We start from the raw sequence: 3934 nt of genomic DNA on the forward strand, positions 1-3934 counted from the left end.
GCAGCGCTAACACTGTTGTTGCGATTGAGCAGGCGGTCTCTGGACTGATGGATGCGCTGGTGAAACACAACGCTCTGAAGCCGGACTGCATCGTTTCGATCACGTTTTCTGTGACCACCGATCTGGATGCGTGCTTTCCAGCTGCCGTTGCACGGCGCCGCGAAGGGTGGGATGGCGTAGCTCTCCTCGATTGTCAGCAGATGGCTGTTGAGGGAGACCTGCCTAAGTGCATCCGTCTTCTGGCACATGCCTGGATGCCAGACGATCAGGAGGTTCGCCACGCCTACCTGGGGGAAGCCAGTCGCCTCAGGCCAGATAGATCCAGTCACAACTGACAGATGCCGGGCCGACCCTTCGAACCCCTTGCCGCTCGCTGTCCTTAGGACAATCATGGGACTAACCATTGCGGTGATTGTTTTCACCAGCTGAATTAATGGACCTTCTGCCCACGACCCCGATCCGCCGCCTCGCCGTTATTGCAGGGGTGATCGGTTGCGGAGTTGTTGCTTCTGCTTCTGTGGTGGAGATGCTCCAACCCGTTGCTGTTCAAGCCCAGAACACTCCCTCTTTGATGGAGTTTCGCTGGGAAAGCGACAACAACTACCGCAAGTTGTACTACGTCCAAACGAGCACCCGTCCTCGCGAGAGGTCGGATTACTACCTGATGCTTCGGCCGAAAGATCGCAAAACCGCGATCCTGAAACTGAGCATCACCGTTCCCGATTACTTCAATGCCAAGATCCGCCCCAATAAATTGAAGCTCTGCAAGATGAAGAAGGGCGGCATGCTCAGCAGAAGCCGTTGCGAAGAGGTGATTCCTGCTGTTTTCGAAATCAGTGAGAATCAAACTGCGATTGAAGTTTTCCCTGAAACGCCGATTCCTACTGAAGACACCTACGCCGTGTCCATGACGATCTTCAACCCCAATCAAGCTGGGATGTTTCAGTTCAATGCTCTGGCACAGGCCCCCGGAGACGTTCCAGTAGCTGGCTATTTAGGGAGCTGGAACTTCAGTATCGACTAAGCATTGGCTGATAAGCTCTTCTACTGATAAAAGGCTGGGCCCCGGGGTGAATCCATGACTAAACGAACTTTTGGAGGCACCAGCCGTAAGCGCAAACGCGTTTCTGGTTTCCGTGTTCGCATGCGCTCTCACACCGGTCGTCGTGTGATTCGCACGCGCCGCAAGCGTGGACGTTCACGCTTGGCTGCTTAAGGGCTCTAGAGCTCGTCCTAGCCCCCGATGGTGCTTCCCACATCAATGAGATTGCGTGGTCACCGCTGTTTCGATTATTTGCATCGCAAGGGCCAACGGTTCCATGGAACCTTGATGACGTTGCGCAAGGCTTCTGCAATGCCGAATCTGCTGCGTTCGGATTGCCGCCCAGTTGAGGACCAGGGTCATGCTGCTGTGTGTCGTTGCGCTGTTGTCATTAGCAGCAAAGTCAGCAAGAGGGCTGTCGTTCGCAATCGCTTAAGGCGGCGCTTGCACGACCATCTTCGTCAACATTTTGAGCAGTCTTTCCAGCACGCAAACACCTGGGTTTTGATCAGTCTTAAACCAGGTACGGCTATCTCAGAAGCCCCAATGTTGGAAGAATGCGACAGATTGCTCCAACAAGCGGGCTATTAACGATGCCAACACCCATCCAAGAAGACACGTTCTACGAAGGCGGCCCAGCGGTCGGTGACTTGATTCTCAACCTGTTGCTAGGGCTGACATTGATCGGTTTGCCCTTTGCGGTTGGCGCGATTGTTCGCGCCATTTGGTTGCGTTTCAACATCACCAGTCGACGAATTTCTGTGACCGGTGGCTGGATGGGACGAGACCGTAGCCAGGTGGTTTATAGCCAGGTTCGGGAGGTTCGCAGTGTGTCGCGAGGATTTGGCGCCTGGGGAGACATGGTTCTTGTCTTGACAGACGGATCGCGCCTAGAACTTCGTTCGGTTCCACGCTTCAGGGAGCTCCAGGCTTTCATCGAAGAGCGGATCAGTGCTCGACGTGCGAGCTCGGGTGCAAAGGACGAGGAAAACAAAGGCTTCGCCGCTTGATTTCGGCTTCTCTTTGAGCCTCTTTCCACAGAGGCTCCTGTGCTGTTGCACACTGGCATCAACATTCATCAATCACTCGGAATTCCATCGTGATCGGGTACATCTCCGACAATCTGCTGATTCCAATCCTGGATTTTTTCTACGGATTGGTCCCAAGCTATGGCCTGGCGATCGTGGCCCTCACGGTGGTAATCCGCCTGGCTCTCTTCCCTCTCAGCGCAGGGTCCATCCGCAGTGCCAGGCGCATGCGGATCGCCCAGCCTGTGATGCAGAAACGTCAGGCTGAAATCAAGGCGCGTTATGCGAACGATCCCCAAAAGCAGCAGGCAGAACTTGGCAAGTTGATGAAGGAGTTCGGTAGCCCATTGGCGGGTTGCCTACCTCTGCTGGTTCAAATGCCAATTTTGTTCGCGTTGTTCGCGACATTGCGTGGATCACCCTTCGCAGATGTGCCCTATACGCTCAATCTGAAGGTCCTACCTGCGGATCAAATTGCTGCTGTTGAGCCCAAACCTTTCACAAGTGCCAGCCACTCCATTTTCATCACGGAAACCAACCACGTCCCGATCGTGGCAAGCCTTCCTGGTGGCACCAAACTTGGCACTGGAGACAGCGTTCCCATTCAGCTCGAAACTCGTGGTGGAGAGAGTTTCCGGAATGTGATCTCTGGGGTTGATAACGGTCAAATGTTCCTCCCTAAATGGACGGTTACCAAGGGAGAGGGCGTTGTCAGCGTGAGTGAGACAGGAACAATTACGGCCCTCACGACCGGCGATGCCACCGTTGAAGGGAAAATCACTGGACTGGCAGCACGCAGCGGCTTCTTGTTCATCAAAGCCCTCGGTCAGGTTGGGTTCTACACCGAGGGGACAATCAATTGGGATATTGCGATCCTGATTGGTGCTTTCGGTCTGAGCCTGTTTGTCTCACAGCTCCTCTCTGGCATGGGGATGCCTGCCAATCCTCAGCAGTCCACCGCCAACAAGATCACTCCTGTGATGATCACTGGGATGTTCTTGTTCTTCCCTCTCCCTGCCGGTGTTTTGTTGTACATGGTGATCGCCAATATCTTTCAGGCTCTTCAAACCTTCCTGCTCACTCGCGAGGCTTTGCCCGACAACCTCCAGTCCATTCTTGATGCCCAGATGTTGCAGAAATCCCAGGCTGCCTCAGCCTCTGCCGGTGGTGGGTCCAGCTCAGGACGCATGCCCTTCGAGCCCAAAGGCGGAAACAAATGATTCATGGGCTCGAGCCCGTTCCCCTTCGCGAGCTACAAGCTCTTGGTTCAGCTCGTGAGTGGGAATTTGCAGGCCAACTGGATGAGCTGCCCTCCTTAACCCCAGTTCGTGGCAGTATTCAGGCCGAGCACCGTGGAAATATCCTCGAGGTTTCAGGTTCAGCGCACACCATCGTGTGCTTGTGCTGCGATCGCTGTTTGAATCAGTTCAATCGCAAATTGTCTACGGACGCTAGTGAGCTCATCTGGCTTGGCGATAGTGAAGCCAAAGAGGCGATGGCAGAGGAGGGACTCGATGTGTCTTCAATCAACGGACTTGTGGAGTGCCTGGATCCAAGGGGCAGCTTTGAGCCAGAACGATGGGTCTTCGAGCAATTGAGTCTTCAAATGCCAGCCGTTAATTTCTGCGGTGATGGCTGCCCAGGCATGCCTCAATCAGCTGACCAAGAGCTGTCTGCTTCGCCCACGCCGGCAGCAGATCCGCGTTGGGAGGCTCTCTTGAGCCTGCGCTTGGACCCAGACGAGGACTCGGAGGTCACGCGTGACTGAACAGTGGGCACAACAACTCGATCTGCTCATTCGCGCGGGCACTCCTCTGATCTGGATTCGCAGTCACGAGGAGGAGCGTGTTGAATCTCTGCTGAG

8 protein-coding genes are annotated in these 3934 nt (G+C 54.8%); all 8 read left to right on the forward strand.

The features are described from left to right. On the forward strand, positions 1–335 hold a 335-nt coding region (gene aroH / locus NCN04_RS09075; protein WP_250395873.1), incomplete at its 5' end, for a chorismate mutase. Positions 336–526: 191 nt separating this feature from the next. After that, positions 527–1024, forward strand: a complete 498-nt coding sequence (locus tag NCN04_RS09080) for a DUF2808 domain-containing protein (RefSeq protein WP_502988776.1) — start codon at positions 527–529, stop codon at positions 1022–1024. 54 nt (positions 1025–1078) lie between these two features. Continuing rightward, positions 1079–1216 carry a 50S ribosomal protein L34 gene (gene rpmH, locus NCN04_RS09085; RefSeq protein ID WP_011620012.1) on the forward strand — a complete coding sequence of 46 codons (138 nt, stop codon included), beginning with the start codon at positions 1079–1081 and terminating at the stop codon, positions 1214–1216. Positions 1217–1243: 27 nt separating this feature from the next. Continuing rightward, positions 1244–1633 carry a ribonuclease P protein component gene (rnpA, locus tag NCN04_RS09090; RefSeq protein WP_250395875.1) on the forward strand — a complete coding sequence of 130 codons (390 nt, stop codon included), beginning with the start codon at positions 1244–1246 and terminating at the stop codon, positions 1631–1633. A 2-nt stretch (positions 1634–1635) separates the two neighbouring features. Then, the gene (locus tag NCN04_RS09095) at positions 1636–2052 is read left to right on the forward strand and encodes a PH domain-containing protein (protein WP_250395876.1); all 417 of its coding nucleotides are present in this window, start codon (positions 1636–1638) and stop codon (positions 2050–2052) included. Positions 2053–2141: 89 nt separating this feature from the next. Continuing rightward, on the forward strand, positions 2142–3290 hold the full coding sequence (gene yidC, locus NCN04_RS09100) for a membrane protein insertase YidC (protein ID WP_250395877.1): 1149 nt from the start codon (positions 2142–2144) through the stop codon (positions 3288–3290). After that, positions 3287–3838 (forward strand): YceD family protein, encoded by a 552-nt coding sequence (locus tag NCN04_RS09105; RefSeq protein WP_250395878.1) that lies wholly within the window; start codon positions 3287–3289, stop codon positions 3836–3838. The genes yidC and NCN04_RS09105 overlap by 4 nt, the downstream gene beginning before the upstream one ends. Then, positions 3831–3934 (forward strand): Ycf46 family AAA ATPase (locus NCN04_RS10775; RefSeq protein ID WP_502988777.1); only part of this gene is annotated, 104 nt, incomplete at its 3' end. The genes NCN04_RS09105 and NCN04_RS10775, both read left to right, overlap by 8 nt.

Origin of the sequence: Synechococcus sp. MU1655, from assembly GCF_023630655.1 — a bacterium.
Taxonomy (GTDB): domain Bacteria; phylum Cyanobacteriota; class Cyanobacteriia; order PCC-6307; family Cyanobiaceae; genus Synechococcus_C.